This window comes from Dysgonomonas sp. PF1-14 (assembly GCF_029892965.1).
Taxonomy (GTDB): Bacteria; Bacteroidota; Bacteroidia; order Bacteroidales; family Dysgonomonadaceae; genus Dysgonomonas.
Genome location: NZ_JARXWN010000013.1, coordinates 1 through 19,592, shown reverse-complemented (window position 1 = coordinate 19,592; position 19,592 = coordinate 1). Strand labels below are relative to the sequence as shown.

The 19,592-nt window shown below is 40.8% G+C and carries 14 protein-coding genes; 11 read left to right on the top strand and 3 right to left on the bottom strand.

Features of this window, described 5'->3' with window-relative positions; all coding sequences use genetic code 11:
- Positions 1-78 precede the first annotated feature (78 nt).
- Both typA and M2448_RS14740 read left to right on the top strand, forming a co-directional pair.
- Entirely contained in the window at positions 79-1,884 is a 1,806-nt protein-coding gene (typA, locus tag M2448_RS14745; protein ID WP_280647172.1) for a translational GTPase TypA, read from the top strand.
- A 105-nt stretch (positions 1,885-1,989) separates the two neighbouring features.
- A complete protein-coding gene (locus M2448_RS14740; protein WP_280647173.1) occupies positions 1,990-2,835 on the top strand; it encodes a hypothetical protein in 846 nt (281 codons plus the stop codon).
- Positions 2,836-2,847: 12 nt separating this feature from the next.
- Here the strand turns inward: M2448_RS14740 and M2448_RS14735 are convergent, their stop codons facing one another.
- Entirely contained in the window at positions 2,848-4,152 is a 1,305-nt protein-coding gene (locus M2448_RS14735; protein ID WP_280647174.1) for an NAD(P)-dependent oxidoreductase, read from the bottom strand.
- A 205-nt stretch (positions 4,153-4,357) separates the two neighbouring features.
- Positions 4,358-5,281, bottom strand: a complete 924-nt coding sequence (locus M2448_RS14730; protein ID WP_280647175.1) for a DUF3943 domain-containing protein — start codon at positions 5,279-5,281, stop codon at positions 4,358-4,360.
- Positions 5,282-5,529: 248 nt separating this feature from the next.
- Between M2448_RS14730 and leuS the strand changes: the two genes are divergently transcribed.
- The 7 genes from leuS to M2448_RS14695 all read left to right on the top strand — a co-directional run bounded on the left by leuS (position 5,530) and on the right by M2448_RS14695 (position 15,875).
- Positions 5,530-8,742, top strand: a complete 3,213-nt coding sequence (gene leuS / locus M2448_RS14725; RefSeq protein WP_280647176.1) for a leucine--tRNA ligase — start codon at positions 5,530-5,532, stop codon at positions 8,740-8,742.
- A 108-nt stretch (positions 8,743-8,850) separates the two neighbouring features.
- Positions 8,851-10,290 (top strand): MBOAT family O-acyltransferase, encoded by a 1,440-nt coding sequence (locus tag M2448_RS14720; protein ID WP_280647177.1) that lies wholly within the window; start codon positions 8,851-8,853, stop codon positions 10,288-10,290.
- A gap of 4 nt (positions 10,291-10,294) precedes the next feature.
- Positions 10,295-11,245, top strand: a complete 951-nt coding sequence (locus tag M2448_RS14715) for a hypothetical protein (protein ID WP_280647178.1) — start codon at positions 10,295-10,297, stop codon at positions 11,243-11,245.
- Between the two features lie 8 nt (positions 11,246-11,253).
- Positions 11,254-12,117, top strand: a complete 864-nt coding sequence (locus tag M2448_RS14710; protein WP_280647179.1) for a YitT family protein — start codon at positions 11,254-11,256, stop codon at positions 12,115-12,117.
- Positions 12,118-12,209: 92 nt separating this feature from the next.
- The gene (locus tag M2448_RS14705) at positions 12,210-13,808 is read left to right on the top strand and encodes a hypothetical protein (RefSeq protein WP_280647180.1); all 1,599 of its coding nucleotides are present in this window, start codon (positions 12,210-12,212) and stop codon (positions 13,806-13,808) included.
- Positions 13,809-14,365: 557 nt separating this feature from the next.
- On the top strand, positions 14,366-15,106 hold the full coding sequence (locus tag M2448_RS14700) for a DUF3667 domain-containing protein (RefSeq protein WP_280647181.1): 741 nt from the start codon (positions 14,366-14,368) through the stop codon (positions 15,104-15,106).
- A gap of 1 nt (position 15,107) precedes the next feature.
- Entirely contained in the window at positions 15,108-15,875 is a 768-nt protein-coding gene (locus tag M2448_RS14695) for an SDR family NAD(P)-dependent oxidoreductase (RefSeq protein WP_280647182.1), read from the top strand.
- Here M2448_RS14695 and M2448_RS14690 read toward each other — a convergent pair.
- The gene (locus tag M2448_RS14690; protein ID WP_280647183.1) at positions 15,872-16,450 is read right to left on the bottom strand and encodes a phosphatase PAP2 family protein; all 579 of its coding nucleotides are present in this window, start codon (positions 16,448-16,450) and stop codon (positions 15,872-15,874) included. The genes M2448_RS14695 and M2448_RS14690 overlap by 4 nt on opposite strands.
- Positions 16,451-17,013: 563 nt before the next feature.
- Between M2448_RS14690 and ruvB the strand changes: the two genes are divergently transcribed.
- The gene (gene ruvB, locus M2448_RS14685; protein ID WP_280647184.1) at positions 17,014-18,036 is read left to right on the top strand and encodes a Holliday junction branch migration DNA helicase RuvB; all 1,023 of its coding nucleotides are present in this window, start codon (positions 17,014-17,016) and stop codon (positions 18,034-18,036) included.
- A 27-nt stretch (positions 18,037-18,063) separates the two neighbouring features.
- A complete protein-coding gene (locus M2448_RS14680; RefSeq protein WP_280647185.1) occupies positions 18,064-19,311 on the top strand; it encodes an FtsX-like permease family protein in 1,248 nt (415 codons plus the stop codon).
- Positions 19,312-19,592 lie beyond the last annotated feature (281 nt).

Below are 19,592 nucleotides of genomic sequence, written 5' to 3'. Positions count from 1 at the left end.
ATCTGCAAAACATTTAAAACTCATTATACGACATCATTATAATAAAAAGTCGTACCTTTGCACCCTCAAATCATTTATATGCAAAATATCAGAAATATTGCGATTATAGCGCACGTCGATCATGGCAAAACAACTATAGTAGACAAAATGTTGCTCGCCGGGCAACTATTCAGAGACAACCAATCAACAGGAGAACTTATTCTCGACAATAACGATCTGGAACGCGAACGCGGGATCACCATTCTTTCCAAGAATGTTTCTATCAACTACAAAGGAACCAAGATAAACATTATAGATACTCCCGGACACGCCGACTTCGGAGGAGAAGTAGAACGTGTGCTGAACATGGCAGACGGATGCCTGTTGCTGGTAGATGCTTTTGAAGGGCCAATGCCTCAAACACGATTCGTACTGCAAAAAGCTATACAAATGGGACTGAAACCGATTGTTGTTATCAACAAAGTGGACAAGCCCAACTGTCGTCCTGACGAGGTGCACGAAATGGTTTTCGACCTGATGTTCAGCCTAGATGCTACGGAAGAACAACTCGATTTCCCTACCATATACGGCTCGGCTAAGCAAGGCTGGATGTCGGAAGACTGGACTAAACCTACAGAGGATATAACTCCATTGCTGGATGCCATTGTAAAATATATACCTGCACCCGAAGTGCTGGAAGGCTCGCCACAGATGTTGATCACTTCACTCGATTACTCCAAATATGTGGGACGAATTGCAGTAGGACGCGTACATCGCGGCGAACTGAAAGAGAATATGGATGTATCGCTGTGCAAACGTGACGGAAGCATTGTAAAAACAAGAATAAAAGAGATAAATACTTTTGAAGGCTTAGGGCGCGTAAAGGTTTCCAGTGTAGGTTGCGGTGATATCTGTGCACTCATTGGTATCGAAGGATTTGAAATCGGTGACTCAATCGCTGACATCGAAAATCCGGAAGCATTACCGACTATCGATATAGATGAACCTACCATGTCGATGCTGTTCACGATCAACGATTCTCCTTTCTTCGGTAAAGATGGAAAATTTGTAACATCGCGACATATACACGACCGCCTGATGCGGGAACTCGACCGTAACCTTGCCCTACGGGTAGAATCAACTGAGAATGCCGATTCGTGGGTGGTGTACGGACGCGGAATACTTCACCTGTCTATACTGATAGAAACCATGCGCAGAGAAGGTTATGAATTGCAGGTAGGGCAGCCGAAAGTAATTATAAAAGATATAGACGGAGTAAAACACGAGCCGGTAGAAGAACTTACAATCAATCTTCCGGATGAATATTCAAGTAAGATCATCGATCTGGTAACCCGCCGTCGTGGAGAACTTACGATGATGGGCAGCAAAAAAGACCGGGTTTACCTCGAATTTGCAATTCCATCACGCGGAATCATCGGGCTGAACAATGCCGCACTCACATTATCTGCCGGAGAGGCAGTAATTGCACATCGTTTCCTCGAATTCCAGCCTTGGAAAGGAGATATGGATAAACGCATCAATGGCTCTATCATTGCCAGCGAATCGGGAAATGCCTTTGCTTACGCACTGGACAAGCTGCAAGACAGAGGGCGTTTCTTCGTAGAACCGCAGACTGATATCTACATGGGACAGATAGTAGGTGAGCATAGCAAAGAAGGCGATCTGGTTGTAAACCTTACCAAGTCGAAAAAACTGACCAATGTGCGTGCATCGGGAACAGACGATAAGGCAAAACTTGCTCCTGCAATCATTTTCAGTCTCGAAGATGCTCTGGAATACATCAAAGAAGATGAATATGTAGAAGTTACACCCCATTCTATACGTTTACGTAAAATATATCTGGACGAAAACGACCGTAAACGCATGGCAAAAAGCAGCAATTAATCCATTGAGCATAATTCTGTCGGAGATAAATTAATTCAGTATATATGCTTGTATATATCGGCATTTTGTGATATACTTGTACTTAAATAATTACTTTCTGACATTATGAAACAGATTATACTGGTACTGGTTACACTATTACTGACATCATGCAGCTCAACATTTTATTATTCTACCCTAAACACTAAGAATGAATATGTTGAGAAAGTAGAGAATGGAGATTTCCTGATCGAAACAGATAGTTTATGGATAGCACATTGCTTCAAAGGAGCAAATGCACCGGTACAAATCACTATATTTAATAAACTGAACGAGCCGCTATATGTAGACTGGCAGCAATCAGCTCTCATTATCGAGGGTTCAGCTTATTCTTATGCAGGAAACTCTGTTACTTTTCAGGGAAGAAGCAGTAGCGACAGCTACAATCCTAACGATGGCTCGTACTCATATTCATTCGGTAATTTCGATGGAGAGGTGAAGATACCTGCCCATACGTCATTTATTCCGCCACAAACGATGATTAGTGAGATCCCGTTACATCTTGACCCTAATTTCAAACAACTGGATAAAAATATATACCGAAGTTCTAATATAGGAGATAAAGATAATCAGGTATCTTCAGCGAAAAGAGCCGACTTCGATGAAGAAAACAGCCCGTTGCGTTTTACCAGTTATTTGACTCTGTATTCGAAGCCTGAGAAACCAATGGTATTCTCACAGGACTTCTATTTATCCAGCCTCATCAAAACAGGATTAAAACCCAACCGGCTGGCAGGTAATATGATCGACAGAGGGGATTTTTTCTATACTGAACAACCGGCCAATAATAATGCACTCTATACAACACTAGGCATTGCCGCTCTGGGAGGCCTGCTTGTGATCGGCATATTATATGGTGATGAAAACGTCTATTCAGACAATTATGATCTTGATTTTAATTTCGATTACTAAGCCATAGTCTTGTTATTCACTAAGTAATTTCACTGCATCCACATACTGTGCTATTCCTTTAGCTACCTGCTTTGCTTCGCGCATAGCAAGCACTACAGTCTGTGGCGTATGTACCACATCTCCTCCGGCAAATACACCTTTTCGTGTAGTCATTCCGTACGGATGCTCTTTAGTGATCACATATCCGTTTTCGTTTACTTCGATACCCAATGATGTAGAGACAATACGATTTGCAGGTTTTGATCCCACTGCAATAAACACACGCTCTACCGGCATTATAATTTCCCCGTTTGGCGTTTCTACCCTGATGGAGTTCAGTGTATTATTCTCACCGATACACTCTACTGTACGGCTCTCCCACATAAAGTTTGTGCCCTCCTCTAGTGCTTCGTTATATTCTGTTTTCAGGGCAGGAAGGTTTTCTTCTGTACCTCTGTATATTACATTTACCGATTTCGCACCCATTCGTAGTGCTGTACGGGCAGCATCCATCGCTACATTCCCCGCTCCTATTATGGCTACACGCTCACCTTCCATCAACGGCACAGCCTCGCGGCTTATATCTCCACTATTATACAAGTTGACCATTCGCAGGAAGTACGAAGACTGAAGCACACGATAGAGTTTTATACCCGGTATATCCAATGTTTTAGGCACAGACGTACCCGAACCGATAAAAACAGCATCGAACTCGTGAGCAAGCATTTCATCCACAGTCATTTTTTCGCCGACAAGGAAATCATTGATAAAAGTTACTCCCAGTGCCTCTATCTTTTTTATTTCGCGACGTACTATCTCTTTAGGCAAACGGTACTCAGGTATTCCGTACATAAGCACACCGCCCGGCTCTTTTTGTCCTTCAAAGACTACGACATTGAATCCTTCGCGTGCCAGATCTCCGGCAACAGTTAGTCCGGCAGGCCCCGAACCGATTACCGCTACTTTACCTCGTGTTTTAGGCTTCAGACGTTCTTTGATCAGCACCATATCACTATCGAAGTCGGCGATGAAACGCTCCAATTTCCCCACTTTCACAGGATTATCCTTTTTGTTCAGGATACAATGCCCCTCACATTGTTTCTCGTGCGGGCACACTCTTCCACAGATGGCAGGCAGATTACTTTTTTCGTTTATTATCTGCATGGCTGCACCGATGTTCCCCATCGACAACTGGTGTACAAATGCCGGTATATCATGCTCTATCGGGCATCCCTGTATACAGAGCGGATTCTTACAATTGAGGCAACGCTTAGCTTCTTCAATAGCTTCTTTTGTAGTATAACTGACGTTTGTTTCGGCGAATTTATCGTTTTTCATAATTATTTCTTTTTCTAAATAAGACCATTTTGCAATCTTCACTTTGCAAAAGTATATATAATTTTGCAATCTCAACATTACAAAACAAGCTTTTTTTACAAAATTCAACTGAAGACAGATTTTTTTACAACAAAATACTGGCTATCTTTTGATTATAACCTGAAGGGACAGACAGCCTCTGGACAAATAAGAAAAAAGATAACAATTAAAAAGTAAGGCTTAACGTAAGTCCGAATGTAGAACCGTTATGTACATCAAACCAAGGAGTGCCCGCGAGTGTCGCTTTCTTTGTTTTAATATTATTCCGACATGGATTACCGGCAAACAAGCCGATCACTTCATTCACAGGATCGATCAGAAAAGCAACTATATTTCCTAAAACAGGGGAACCGAACAGCTTGTAATTGTTAGCCACAATATGCCGTTTGAGGATATAGAATCCCTCCCCGATAAGGGCTCCGGCGAAAGGTGTCAGTATAAGATCCTGAATAGAAGGAATTTCCATAAAAGCCTCGATGCCGTATTCCCAGAAAAGTGTAGAGATACCTGCCCCGTAGAGGAAAGAATAAAACAGATTGAAGCCCTGACTGCGTGCACCCATATAATAAGCTGCACCTCCGTAAGGATGAAGTACATAGTTGAATATAAAATTATCTTTATCTACGACCGGCCCTTTCTTCACATTCCGCCACCACCTTTTGAAAGGAGGAGTATTCTGCATTTCTTTTTTGTTCCATGCCGTAGCGTCTTCGGGCAATAGATACAACACCCCCAGAGTGAGAAACCCAGCGCCATAGAGCACACCGGTATTTAATGCCAGCCTTTTGTAGTTCGGATAATTGGCCGTCATAGAATATGGCATATCATAAATATTCACTTTGGATGGATTTAGCTTAAAATTCATCTTGTACAGACTATCGGCAAGTACCGTATTCATCTGAAAAGACTCAACTGATAAGGCAGGGGCAGCCTGTAAAGTATCCGGTTCTGTCATTTTCCTGCCCAACTCGCAGGATTCTTCAAACTCATTTTGTTCATTCCGGGCACTGCTACTGAGAGCGCATGCAAATAATAGTAAAATGAAGAAGTATTTGCTATTCCGTTTATTTGTGATAGTTCTGTTTTCCATTTCGCAATCACTGAAAAATTTACAACAAGATAAATTTATCAACTATTTCATGAGCGATTTTTCAGAAAGCCAACTATTTGACTTTGCAATTCAACTTTTTACATAATTTAACCACACTGCAAATAGTTTGACAAATTTTCAAGAATCAAGGCAAGGTGAGTTTTATATGAATGCAGACCTGTCAATACGTTTCAGTCTGAATAAAAATAACTATCTTTGCGCCAATAAAAATGTAGCAGACTTTAGTTATGGAATACAACTTTAAAGAAATTGAAAAACGTTGGCAGCAATACTGGATTGACAACAAAATTTATAAAGTTACAGAAGACACAAATAAACCTAAATATTATGTACTCGACATGTTCCCGTACCCGTCAGGTGCAGGGTTACATGTGGGTCACCCACTCGGATATATTGCATCCGATATATTTTCGCGCTACAAACGCCTGAAAGGATTCAATGTATTGCATCCGATGGGGTATGATGCCTACGGGCTTCCTGCCGAACAGTATGCAATACAAACAGGACAACATCCGGCAATAACAACCGAACAAAATATCAAGCGTTATCGCGAGCAACTGGATAAAATCGGATTCTCTTTCGATTGGAGCAGAGAGGTGCAAACTTGCGATCCTCGTTATTATAAGTGGACGCAATGGGCATTTATTAAGATGTTCAACAGCTACTATTGTAACGATGAGCAACAGGCACGACCTATAGAAGAACTGATAGAAGCATTCGGCAATGTAGGAACCGAAGGTATGAATATAGCTTGCAGCGAAGAGTTGAACTTCACTGCTGCGGAATGGAATGCCTATCCGGAAGAAAAAAAGCAAGAAGTGTTGCTCAACTACCGTATAGCCTACCTGAGCGATACTACCGTAAACTGGTGTAGCGCACTAGGTACGGTACTGGCAAACGACGAAGTTATTAACGGCTTGTCGGAACGTGGCGGCTACCCTGTAGAACAACGCCTGATGCGCCAATGGAGTTTGCGTGTATCGGCTTATGCTCAACGCCTGCTGGACGGACTGGACACGATAGACTGGAGCGAATCTATCAAAGAAACGCAACGGAACTGGATCGGACGTAGTGAAGGTGCGGAAATACACCTCCCCCTAGCCCCCTCCAAAAGAGGGGGGAATAAATTACCTCCTAACCATACGACTAATAAGTCAGATTGGAACACTAATATAGATAATGCAAGAGAAAACCGGAAAAACCCGACAGAAGCAGAGAATATACTCTGGCAGATGTTGAGAGGAAAAGCTCTTGGCTATAAATTCAGAAGACAACATTTGATAGATAGATTCATTGTTGATTTCGTGTGCTTCGAAAAAGGTATAATCATCGAAGTTGACGGAGGTTATCATAATACTCCTGAACAAAAAGAATATGATGAACAACGTTCTGCCATACTAACAGATTTAGGCTATCAGATATTACGTTTTTCAAATGAAGAAGTAATAGGAAACATTGATGAAGTCCTAACAAAAATAAAATCATTTTGCGAAGCCCAAGTCCCCTCTTTTGGAGGGGATTTAGGGGAGGTGGTTGTATTCACTACCCGCGCCGATACTATCTTCGGTGTAACCTTTATGGTGCTTGCGCCCGAAAGTGAGTATGTGCCGTTGGTAACAACTCCTGCACAAAAAGCAGAAGTGGAGGAATATCAGAAAGCTACAAAACGCCGTACCGAGCGTGACCGCCAGATGGATAAAAAAGTTTCCGGTGTATTTACCGGTTCTTATGCCATAAACCCACTGAACGGAAAAGAAATTCCGATCTGGGTAGCCGACTATGTATTGGCAGGATATGGCACAGGGGCTATTATGGCTGTACCCGGACACGATAGTCGCGACCATGCTTTTGCCAAACATTTCAATTTGCCTATCATTCCTCTGATCGAAGGTGCTGATGTGTCGGAAGAAAGTTTCGATGCAAAAGAGGGCGTTATGATGAATTCAGGATTCCTTAACGGATTGCAAGTAAAAGATGCTATCGAGAAAGCAAGGCAATACATAAAAGAAAACGATTTGGGACGCATAAAGGTAAATTACCGCTTGCGCGATGCAATCTTCTCGCGTCAACGCTATTGGGGTGAGCCTTTCCCTGTTTACTATAAAGGCGATATACCTTATATGCTGCCTATCGACAAGCTTCCTTTAGAATTGCCGGAGGTAGATAAATACCTGCCTACAGAGACAGGTGAGCCGCCATTGGGGCGCGCTACTAAATGGGCATGGGATACTGCGAACGAAAAGGTAGTGGATAAGTCACTGATTGACCACAAAACCATCTTCCCACTGGAACTGAATACCATGCCGGGATTTGCCGGATCGTCTGCATACTACTTGCAATACATGGATCCGTACAATCCGAATGAGTTGGTAGCAAAAGACAAGGATGAATACTGGCGCAATGTAGATCTGTATATCGGTGGTACCGAACATGCTACAGGGCACTTGATATACAGTCGTTTCTGGAATAAATTCTTGTATGACATAAATGTTTCGTGTGAAGAAGAGCCGTTCAAAAAGCTGATCAATCAGGGAATGATTCAGGGGCGGAGTAATTTTGTGTACCGCATCAACGGAACGAATAAGTTCGTTTCTCACAATTTGAAAGACCAATACGAGGTACAGGAGTTGCACGTAGACGTAAATATTGTTCATAATGACATCCTTGACTTGGATGCTTTCAAAGCTTGGAGACCCGAATTTGCATCAGCCGAGTTTATCCTTGAAGATGGAAAATATATTTGCGGCTGGGCAATAGAAAAAATGTCGAAATCGTACCACAATGTTGTCAATCCTGACGATATGGTAGATAAGTACGGTGCAGATACATTACGTATGTACGAAATGTTCTTAGGACCGTTGGAGCAATCCAAACCTTGGGATACAAACGGAGTGGACGGTGTGAACCGCTTTCTACGCAAGACATGGGGATTATTCTATAAAGGCGAGGATTTCATTGTAACAGATGAAGCCCCTACAAAGGATGAACTGAAAACATTGCATAAACTGATAAAGAAGGTATCGAGTGACATCGAGTCATTCTCTTTCAACACATCGGTATCTGCCTTCATGATTTGTGTGAATGAATTGACATCACTGAAATGCAGCAAGAAAGCCATCTTACAGGAATTGATCGTTGTATTGGCGCCATTTGCACCGTTCATCAGCGAACAGCTTTGGTCTGCATTGGGTAATACGACATCGGTATGCTATGCAGAATGGCCTGCATTCAATGAAGAATATCTGGTAGAAGATGTGATTAATTATACAATCTCTTTCAACGGAAAAGCCCGTTTTAATATAGAATTTGCCGCCGACGCATCAAATGAAGAAATAGAGAAAACAGTGTTGGCACATCAGAATTCTATAAAATGGATGGAAGGCAAAACACCGAAGAAAGTGATTATCGTTCCCAAAAAGATAGTAAACATCGTACTCTAAGGTCACAGACCTTTATATTACTTTTGCAAGCATAACAATTAAAGGTAGTTATGATCAAAAGCATATTACTAAATACTTTCTACTACTTAAATAAAGAAAAGACCATAGATGCTTTTTAACTCCGTTAGCTTTGCCATTTTCTTCCCGATAGTATTTTTTATCTATTGGTTCCTGCTGAAAGGCAATGTAAAAAAACAAAATATATTCCTGCTGGTAGCCAGTTATTTCTTTTATGGCTGCTGGGATTGGCGTTTTTTGTTTCTGCTCGCCATATCCACCATCCTGTGCTACTATGGCGGGATGATGATACAGGAAGCATCTACTCAGGCTAAACGTAAGTTTTGGGTTACGACATCTGTTGTAGTCAATCTGGCTTTTCTCGGGATATTCAAGTACTTCAATTTCTTCATCGAATCTTTCCAAGACCTGCTCCATTTGTTCGGAGTAGAGGCACACCTGCATACATTGCGCATTATACTGCCTGTGGGTATATCTTTTTATACATTCCATGGGCTTTCGTATGTACTTGATATTTACAACAAGAAGATACAACCTACACGCAACTGGGTAGACTATTCTCTTTTTGTCAGTTTCTTCCCCTTACTTGTTGCCGGCCCTATCGAACGTGCCACGCACCTGTTGCCTCAACTGGAAGCACCGCGCACATTCAGTTATAAGAAAGCTGCAGATGGACTCAGGCAAATATTGTGGGGAGTGTTCAAGAAAGTTGTAGTAGCTGACGGATGCGCCGAATATGCCAACTATATATTCAACAATAGTGGCGAACAGTCAGGCAGTGCATTGGTACTGGGAGCCGTATTCTTTACATTCCAGATATACGGAGACTTCTCCGGATATTCGGATATCGCACTGGGAACAGCACGCTTGTTGGGGATAGAGCTATTGCAGAATTTCAAATTCCCGTATTTCTCAAGAGATATTGCCGAATTCTGGCGCAGATGGCATATTTCTCTTTCATCGTGGTTCAGAGACTATCTGTATATACCGCTAGGTGGAAGTAGAAACGGCATGCTGAAAACAATAAGGAATACATTTATTATATTCCTTGTCAGCGGATTCTGGCATGGAGCTAACTGGACTTTTGTCGCATGGGGTGGATTGCATGCACTATATATAGTGCCATCCATCATAATGAAAAGGAACAGGCGCAATCTCGAAATTGTGGCACAAGGTAAAACATTGCCATCGCCAGCGGATATATTCCACATTGGCGTAACGTTTATACTGGTTGTATTTGCATGGATATTTTTTCGTGCCGACAGTATCCAGCACGCTTTTTCGTACATAGCTCATATTCCCGACAATCTGTTTTCAATGCCATCTCTAAGTCCGAAAACGCTTATATATCTGGTAATCGCTCTGTTTATGCTGACTGTCGAATGGTTTGGGCGTGAAGGGAAATATGCTCTGGAGCGCTTCGAGACAATGAAAAGCAGTGTCTTCAAATGGCTGTTCTACTATCTGATCCTTGTGCTTATCTTCCTGTTTATGGGAGGTGAGCAGGTATTTATTTATTTCCAATTCTGATGCCATGAAGAAGTTTCTGATCCGCACCCTTATATTCCTTATTCCTGTCATCTTACTGGCATACCCGATAGATATGTTCATTTCTTACGGACTGAAACATTCTACGCTGAGTGACGGGGAACTCGAAGTATGGAACGATATATACAATGGTGATCTTAATTCGGAATGCCTTATATACGGATCATCCCGCGCATGGGTACATATCGACCCTATCATTATAGAAAAGGAAACAGGCGTATCTACCTATAATCTGGGGATGGATGCACACAACTTTTATCTGCAACTACTCAGACATAAGGAACTGTTGAAGCATAACCCAAAGCCAAAAACGATTATTTGCGGACTGGATATGAGTACACTTGGTAAGAGATATGATCTGTACAACAAGACACAGTTCCTGCCATTTATGCTATGGAATAAGCCGATGATAGATGCAATTTCTACATACGAAGGCTTCAATGAGCCAGACTATATAGTTCCTCTGCTGAGATATGTGGGCGATTTTGCAGCCATCAAGTCGGGAGTAAAATATTATATAGAACCGGACACCCGTTTCCGGACAAAAGGCTATCATGGATCGACCAGAGTATGGACAGAAGACTTGGATAATGCGAAAAAGCAAATGGACTCTTATACCATATCATTAGATACAATGTCGATTCGCTTATTTACAGATTTTATTCAGGATTGTAAAAAGTCAAATATAAATGTGATCTTTGTATATACACCCGAATATATCGAAGGAAAAGACTTTGTAACGAACAGGAGCGATATAATGGATATGTACAACAAAATGTCCGAGAAATATAGTGTACCATTCCTTGATTATTCTAACGATTCTATTTGCTATCAGAAAAAATATTTCTACAATACGATGCACATGAATTACGAAGGGAGTGAAGTATTTACCAAAGAGCTGTCCAAAGACCTGATTAAGTATAACCTGCTTAAATAATACCATATATGCCTAAAAGATATTTGAAAGAATTTTACTGGAAAGATTACGCTATCATCTTCTTCGGATTAGCTATCTATTCGGTCGGACTGATCGGGTTTATCAAACCTGTGGGAATTGTTACCGGAGGACTTACCGGTATTGCCCTATTGGTAGAGTATGCTTCGGGAATACCTCTCCAATATACTTATTTCCTTGTCAACTGCGCCTTGTTGGTAGTCGCGTTGAAGCTTCTCGGATTCAAGTTTATGGTAAAGACCATATACGGCGTTCTAGTGCTTACCTCACTGCTTACCATCTGCCAGTCATATATTACAGAGCCTATCGTAAAAAACGAACCCTTGCTATCGGGTGTTATAGGAGCCATGCTGTGCGGTACGGGTATCGGACTGGTATTCAGCTCAAATGGTAGTACGGGAGGTACGGATATAGTTGTAGCACTGATCAATAAATATAAGAACATCGCCTTCGGACGGGGTATGCTGCTCTGCGATTTTGTGATCATCTGCTCCTCATACTTCCTGTTCTACGACTATCAGAAGATCGTGTACGCACTTATAGTAATGGGGGTGATGACTTACTGTATCGACATGGTGATCAACGGATTCAGACAATCGGTACAGATATTCATATTTTCTGATAAATACGATGTTATTGCAACTGCCATAAATGCAGAACTACATCGCGGATGTACAATACTCGACGGAACCGGCTGGTACACAAAAAAACCAACTAAAGTCATCATCGTACTGGCCAAACGTACCGAAGCTGTCGGTATATTCCGCCTGATAAAAAGTATAGACGAGAGAGCCTTTATATCGCAAAGTACCGTAAGAGGTGTTTATGGTGAAGGATTCGATCAGATAAGGTAAATCCTATTACTCCTGTATAAATGAGCTTTGAGCTATATCATATTCCTGCCCTTATTTTTTTTCTATTCGTTTTGCTTTTTGTATTACGGGAAATGAAATATACCTGCCGGATAGCTTCTTCTCCGGACAGACGGTTCTTGATAGCAGCTCAGGTTATATTACTGCTGGGTGTTGCGATGAGAATTTTCTTTCTCGAAATACCAATTGGCAACTATACAGATGAGTCTATTAATGCATACGATTCGTGGTGTCTACTCCATTATGGTGTCGATCAGCATCTGGCATCGTATCCTGTGTATCTGAAATCGTGGGGAAGCGGGCAGTCGGCATTGTATGCTTATCTGGGAATGCCTTTTATCAAAATGTTCGGTCTGTCGCTTCCCGCCTACCGTTTGCCAATGGCTTTCATCAGCAGTTTTTCTCTTATTCTGTTCTATTATACTTTGAGAAAGACCCAAATAAACTATTTATACATCCTTGTCATCATATTGCTCTTTGTTGCCAGCCCATGGCATATAATGAAGAGCCGATGGGCTTTGGACTGTAACCTGTCGCCCGACTTTGTTCTTATAGGCACATCTTTATTTATTCTCGGATACTATAAGCAAGGGGAATCGATCAAACAATCACTTCTTTACATTTCCGGCTGCGTTTCCTTTGCATTAGCAGCTTACAGTTACGGTGTAAGTTGGTTTATGCTTCCTTTCTATTGTGTGTTTCTGGGAATATATTTTTATAGGCATCATAAGATATCCGTAAAAAAGATAGCGCTTTGTTTATCCACATTGATGATAATACTATTTCCGCTAATCCTCTTTGCTATCCAGATCGTTACTGAAGGAGAACAGTATCAGATAGGGCCTGTTACAATTACATCTCTGAACGAAAGCCGACACGAAAGTGAGACTATACTGGGAGCTTCAAACTTTTTACCGTTCCTATACTCCACTGTTAAAAGTGGAATTTACCTGCTTGTAATGGGTGACGACAGAGGTGATGTCGGACGGATAAGTTCATTTTATCTCTTTGGCATTTTCTATAACATTATTGCCAGCCCTTTCATATTGTATAGCTTCTATTACCTTTATCGCAAAAAGGCTGAAAGGAATATTTTTGATTCTATTATGGGGATATGGCTTCTAGCAACTATTCCTATTATGCTTCTGGTTTATCCGAATGTATATCACTGGAATCTGTTATGGTTTCCGCTTATCTACTTTTCTGCCCGAGGGATATTTTTTGTAATAAGGAACAGGAAATATTTAATATACATTGCTTTTGCCGCCATATTATGTTTGACTGTGGTCTTCGGCAAGAAATATGTAACATTCCATTCTACCCCTAATCAGGGATTTCCCGGGTTTCTGAGCGGATATAAAGACCTATTATTACTTGCAAAGTCAAAGAATCCTGATCATATCTATTTTAACTGGCCTCATTCTCTTGTCTTATTTTATGACCCTATAAGTCCTTACCTGTATCAGGAAACAAGGATATTGGGAAAGGAAAATAAAGCTTTTGAACAAATAGCAGGGTTCTCCAATTATCGCTTATATTTGCCTGAGGACATTGCCCCCACTCCAAGAACAGCATATCTTATTTACAATCCACATCTGAATGCTTACGAGATTGATTATAGTAAGTTCAATGTAGAAAGAGGTGAGAGCTTTACTTTATTGTGGACTGATTAAATATGCGAATCAGTAGTTGACAATTATATGTTTGTTTATTAGTTACTAGTTACTTCGCCCTTTGGGCAGTTACAAGTTACAAGTAAACCCCTTTATTTATCGTCTCCAGATCGTGCGTCAGCCCAGCGCCCTTAGCTTTATGGACGGGGTACCCGTAGGGTGAGAAAGGCATAAAACAAAAACGTGTTTGAGCTGATCTGTCGATTCGTATTATGCAAAAGCCATGAGCGAGTTTTTTTGTTTAGCCTTTGAGCCCTTTTACGGGTCGTCCTATGAAGTGGGGCGCTAAAGACTTTTTGATTCCTTTTGGGGCTTAGGCCAAAAGGAATGCAAGCAATCTGTGATTGCGCGCAGAGAATAATTGAACGTTTACTCAATACAATATCAAATACTGACTAACATTAAATATATATGAACACTGAACACCTGTTTGTCTTCCTTGTTTATTATTTATGAGCTAAAACTGCACATTATTGAAGATTCAAACAGCCTAAATAAATAAAGCATTTAGCAAAAAAGTGGATTACTATATATAGATTTGCATTTATAATAAAAATATGAATACAACTTTTTGTAAAAATTGCAACAGCCCAGTATCGGGAAATTACTGCACAGCATGCGGACAACCATCCAATACGGGGAAGATAGACCTTCATTACATTATGTATGAGCTACAGCATAGTATATTGCACATCGACAAAGGTATATTATACACAATAAAGGAACTGGTAACAGAACCGGGACAAATGATCAGTTCTTATCTGGCCGGAAAACGTGTCAATTATTTCAGACCTTTTGCTTTCGTACTTATTCTAAGCACTCTATACGGATTTACAGCACATTTTTTTGAGATATATCCCGAGAGCAGTCTCTCTATTCACTCGAAAGATGCGGAAGATCTCAACAGAATGCTTTCGGAATGGGTACACAGCCACTATTCACTGGTCATGTTTCTGCTAATTCCCTTCTCTGCATTATCTTCATTCATTGTATTTCGCAAAAGCGGGTATAACTACATCGAGCATCTTATTATATACTCATATATAACAGGAATACATGTATTGATATTGTTAGTAACCTATCCTCTTTTTTTCAAGTTTTATTCTGTCTATCTTTATACGGTTGTTATGCTTGTAAATCTTGCATACAATATATGGGTATTAGCGCTACTATTTAAGAAAGACTCATGGCTGGCAGTGATACTAAAAGCTGTACTCTGTATCGCTTTGTCATTTGTTATAGGAACTGTTTTAGTTACTATTATAGCTGTAGCTATAGTTATTATATTTAACATGTAAAATGAATCTGACCGGAAAGAACATCATCCTCACAGGAGCGTCTTCGGGCATAGGAAAGGAGATACTCGATATACTGTCGGCATATCCCAACACAAAGATTATAGCTGTTGCCCGCCATACAGAAAATATCCTGCAGACTGAGAATATATTCCCATTGGCTCTGGATGTGAGTACAAAGGAAGGAGTAGATAAACTATTTGATTCAGCTCAAGAGATATTCGGCAGTATAGATGCCTTTATAGCCAATGCCGGATTTGCCTATCTTGAAAAACTGACTGCTCCTGACTGGCAACATATAGAGAACATCTACAATCTGAATGTTTTCTCCCCTATTTACTCTCTCGAAAAGCTAGCAGAAACAGCAGACAACAGACCTGTAGCCTTCGCCTGTACTATATCGGGTGCCGGACTGGCTTCGCTTCCGGGCTATTCGTTATATTGCTCTTCCAAAGCGGCTCTGCACCACTTCATACAAACATACCGTTACGAACAACGAAAGAACATACAAATAACGGCTGTGTATCCTGTAGCAACACGTACAGACTTTTTTGATAAGGCTACAGGAGAGGATAATACTCCCCTGCCCTTCCCTACACAGGATGCGAAAACAGTAGCAAAAAAAATAGTAAGGGGAATAGAGAAAGGCAGAAAGAATATATATCCGTCTCTCCTGTTTCGTGTATTCTATCCGGTAGGCAGAGCTTTCCCTTTCTTGATGAAGATATATTCGCTAAGGGAGAAGCGCAAAGTGAGTAAATGGCTCGGTTAAGCCTTAAGCTCCTCCTTTTTCTTCGTATAAATACCGAGTACCTTATACCCGAGTATGCCGATCAATATACCGAACAATATACCGCAAAGCACATCTACAGGATAATGCTTTGCCAGATAGATACGGCTATATGCCACAACTGCAGCCCACAATATAGCCAGATAGCCAAATAACTTATTGTAGCTATTGTACTTTACAAATAAAAAGAAGAAAACAGCCATAGCAAAGGTGGTTGCCGAATGTGAAGAGAAAAAACTCGTACTTTCGCTATATTTTTCTATTGCATGGATAGAATCTTTCCACGCTATATTGTGAATAGGACGCGGGCGGCCTACCATCATTTTCACCAGATTGGTAAGTAATGCACTCATTCCTACAGTTAATAAAAAAGCGAGTGAGGTCGTTATTTTCCACGACTTACTTCTGAAATATATAAATGCAATCATGGCTATACACATCAGTGCCCATGCACTGTAAGAACTCAGGAAAAGCATAACGGGATCGAGCCAGTATATGTGTTTACCATTAAGGTATAAAAACAGCTCCTGATCGAGTTCTATGATTCTATCTAACATATTATAATACAATTTCTGACAAAGAAACAGCTTTTTTATAAAAAGCACGTATAAAATACGGATACATTTATCTATATATAGGGATACTAGTATTAAATAAAATTAAATGGTAATTAGTTGATCCGGCTCGTTCTTTGAATTATAATAATAAGGATGCACAGAAATGTAACAATGAAAGAAAATGGTGCAAATCCGTTACATTGGCTCCGCTTCACTCTGCCGAACGTTGTTTCGTTACATTTTAGTTAAAATAAGCGTTAGCTGTAGGGGCAGACCTGTGTGTCTGCCCGAATGAATGGTGTGCAGGTGAACACATGGGTTCGCCCCGACAAGGAAGAAAAGTAATGAAGAATAAAAAACAACACAAATCTATTACATTCGTTACATTTTAGTTAAAAACTTAATTCATATCTGTTGTTATTAACTACTGGTAATGCTGCTTTTTTACTCTTAGATACTGAATATTAAGTATAAAATGGTTTAATAAATTTGCACTGCTGCTTAATTGACATTAACGGTGTGCGTTATTTAAATATATTGATGTAAATTTGCATCTACAGCATATGGAAGAAACATTCAATATACACAGAGAAAATCTAAATGATAAGGAAAAAGAGTTCGAGAATGCACTTCGTCCTCTCACTTTCGGCAGTTTTAGCGGACAGGTCAAAGTAGTGGAAAATCTACAGGTATTTGTTACCGCAGCCAAAATGCGTGGCGAATCACTTGACCATACCCTGCTACATGGGCCTCCCGGACTGGGAAAGACTACCTTATCCAATATTATAGCCAACGAACTTGGCGTAGGATTTAAAGTTACGTCAGGCCCTGTATTAGACAAACCCGGTGATCTGGCAGGCTTGCTTACTTCTTTAGAGCCTAATGATGTTCTCTTCATAGATGAAATACATCGTCTGTCTCCTGTTGTGGAAGAATATCTTTATAGTGCAATGGAGGACTATCGTATTGATATTATGATAGATAAAGGGCCCAGTGCACGATCTATCCAGATAGAACTGAACCCATTTACGCTTATAGGTGCCACTACACGTAGCGGCCTACTTACCAGCCCTTTACGCGCACGCTTTGGCATCAATATGCACTTGGAGTATTACGATATGGATACATTGACCAATATTATCCTTCGTTCTTCCAATATACTGGATGTACCTACAGCCAGAGACGCTGCCGTAGAAATAGCCTCGCGAAGCAGAGGCACTCCTCGTATAGCGAATGCCTTGCTGCGTCGGGTAAGAGACTTTGCTCAGGTTAAGGGTTCGGGTAAGATAGACAAAGCCATTGCCACTTATGCACTTGAAGCGCTGAACATTGACAAATACGGTCTTGATGAGATAGACAACAAGATATTACTGATCCTGATAGACAAATTCAAAGGTGGCCCTGTGGGTATATCTACCATTGCAACAGCATTGGGAGAAGATGGTGGAACCATCGAAGAAGTCTACGAACCGTTCCTTATCAAGGAGGGCTTCATGAAGCGGACGCCACGCGGACGTGAAGCAACCGAGTTGGCTTACAAACATCTGGGGCGAAAGAAAGAAAATGAACAAGGATTTTTATTCTAAGGTCGCAGACCTGCTTAATACTTGAAAATGAACTTAGAACTATTCATAGCAAAGCGCATCCATTTCAGTAAGGAGAAAGGAGAGAAACGTACTTCATCTCCGGCTATTAAGATAGCCATAGCGGGCGTTGCCATTGGGTTGGCGGCTATGATACTGGCGCTGTCCATTGTTGTCGGGTTCAAGAAAGAAGTCCGAAATAAGGTTGTGGGATTTGGAGCGCATATACAGATTACCAATCTACACAATAACAGTTCTTATGAGACATTACCCATTTGCATTAGTCCGGAACTGAGGACACAACTAGAAAGTACCGAAGGCATACAACATCTTCAGGCGTTTTCTACAAAGCCGGGAATAATAAAGACAGATAGTGCTTTTCAGGGAATTATTCTCAAAGGAGTGGGTGAAGACTATGATTGGGACTTCTTCAAAAAGAACATGATAGAAGGTGCTGTCATTAATCGGAATGATACGACCATATCCAATCAGGTCATTCTATCCAAGAATATAGCATCTAAGCTCAATCTAAAGACTGGAGACAGCTTTCTTTGCTACTTTGTAGGGGAGAATGTAAGATATCGTAAGTTTAACATTACAGGCATTTATAGCACCAATTTTGAGGACTATGACAAACTGTTTGTCATTACGGACATCGAGCTTATCCGCAGACTGAATAGCTGGGATGACGATGAAGCAAGCGGTGTGGAACTGCTTGTGACTGATTATGATAATCTGGATAAGATTCAGCAGAATGTATTTCTGGAGATGATGAGCTATCGCGACCGGAAAGAGAATACATTGCTCACACGTTCTATAAAAGAACTGAATCCAATGATCTTCGGATGGCTTGACCTATTAGATACGAATGTAGTAGTCATCATTGTGCTGATGTTCCTTATATCTATATTTACTATGATTGCCGGCTTGCTGATCATAATCCTTGAACGGACAAATATGATAGGCATGTTGAAGACATTGGGAGCGCGCAACTATAACATTCGTAAGGTATTTTTGTATGTATCATCATTCCTTATCCTCAAAGGTATGCTTTGGGGCAATGTTATAGCGTTGGCATTGCTGTTTATACAAAAGTATTTTGGAGTGATTAAACTGGATGCTGAGAAGTATTATATGTCAGAGGTTCCTGTAGACATTAACTTCCTATATATTATCCTGATCAATGTAGGAACACTTGTATTGTCTATGCTAGTAATGATCATACCATCCTATCTCATTGCAAAGATATCTCCGGCTAAGTCTATCAGGTACGAGTAAGAGACATATCTCTACTTTTATTTCAGGAGGAAAGAATACCCAAATAAAACACTAGTAGGAGTCGGGCAAATCATTATATACAGCCAGCCACGAAAGCATCCAATGATCAACCAAAGATAGAAGTCCTATTGATTGGCTTGTTAGAGCTATCTAGCATATCCATACAAAAAAGTCCCCATACTATCTAGTATGAGGACTCTTCTTTAAAACGGCGGTAACCTACTCTCCCACTAATCGCAGTACCATCGGCACGACCGGGCTTAACTTCTCTGTTCGGAATG